Raw genomic sequence first — 650 nt, 5'->3', positions numbered from 1 at the left:
ACCAGAACAAATTAAAATGTATGAAGAAAGAAGAAAGATAAAAAAATAATAAAAAGGAGATATTATGGAATTTGATGTTGAAATTTTAGACAATCTTGAGAATTTTAAAGAATTCTTAAAAACAAAACCTAGCAAAGAAGTTTTACAGGCTGTTAATTCTCATTTAGAGGGTTTTTTAAGTGATGCGTATGATCATATCGATCCAGAAGAATACGAAGTCGCTTTTGAAGAAGAAACAGGAATATCTTATCGTGATGCTACTGAGGAAGAATTTGATGAGTGGTTTATTGCAAATGTACTTTGCTTTGAGGATTTAAGTGAGATTTGCAAAATTCTTCGATCACTTTTAGAGGCTAAAGATTTGGATAAAGCTTTGGAAAATTTTAACAAATAAAAAAAATTAAAAAATTATTTTAAGGAAAAACAAATGAAAACTTTAGAAGAAATGCAAGCTATGGATGAAGAAACGGTAACGGAGATAGGTTGGGAGTTTTTTGATCTTATTAAAGATAATAAACTTAAAGAAGTTAAAGAGTTTTTAAAAGATTATCCCGTGCCTGAAGTATTTTTAGAGAAATGTTGTAAGATATATTGGTGTAATCATCCTATACCTTTTTTTAGCCCTAGTTCTACTTTAGCTTGGGCAGGGA

General features: G+C 29.2%; 1 protein-coding gene and 1 pseudogene. Both read left to right on the top strand.

Features of this window, described 5'->3' with window-relative positions:
* Positions 1 to 64: 64 nt before the first annotated feature.
* The gene (locus tag AJ884_RS01710; RefSeq protein ID WP_044779636.1) at positions 65 to 394 is read left to right on the top strand and encodes a hypothetical protein; all 330 of its coding nucleotides are present in this window, start codon (positions 65 to 67) and stop codon (positions 392 to 394) included.
* Between the two features lie 33 nt (positions 395 to 427).
* Positions 428 to 650 (top strand): annotated as a pseudogene (locus tag AJ884_RS01705) (hypothetical protein); the annotation flags it as partial.

The sequence above is a fragment of the Campylobacter sp. BCW_6463 genome (assembly GCF_001762785.1).
Classification (GTDB): Bacteria; Campylobacterota; Campylobacteria; order Campylobacterales; family Campylobacteraceae; genus Campylobacter_D; species Campylobacter_D jejuni.
This window is presented reverse-complemented; position numbering and strand designations above follow the sequence as displayed.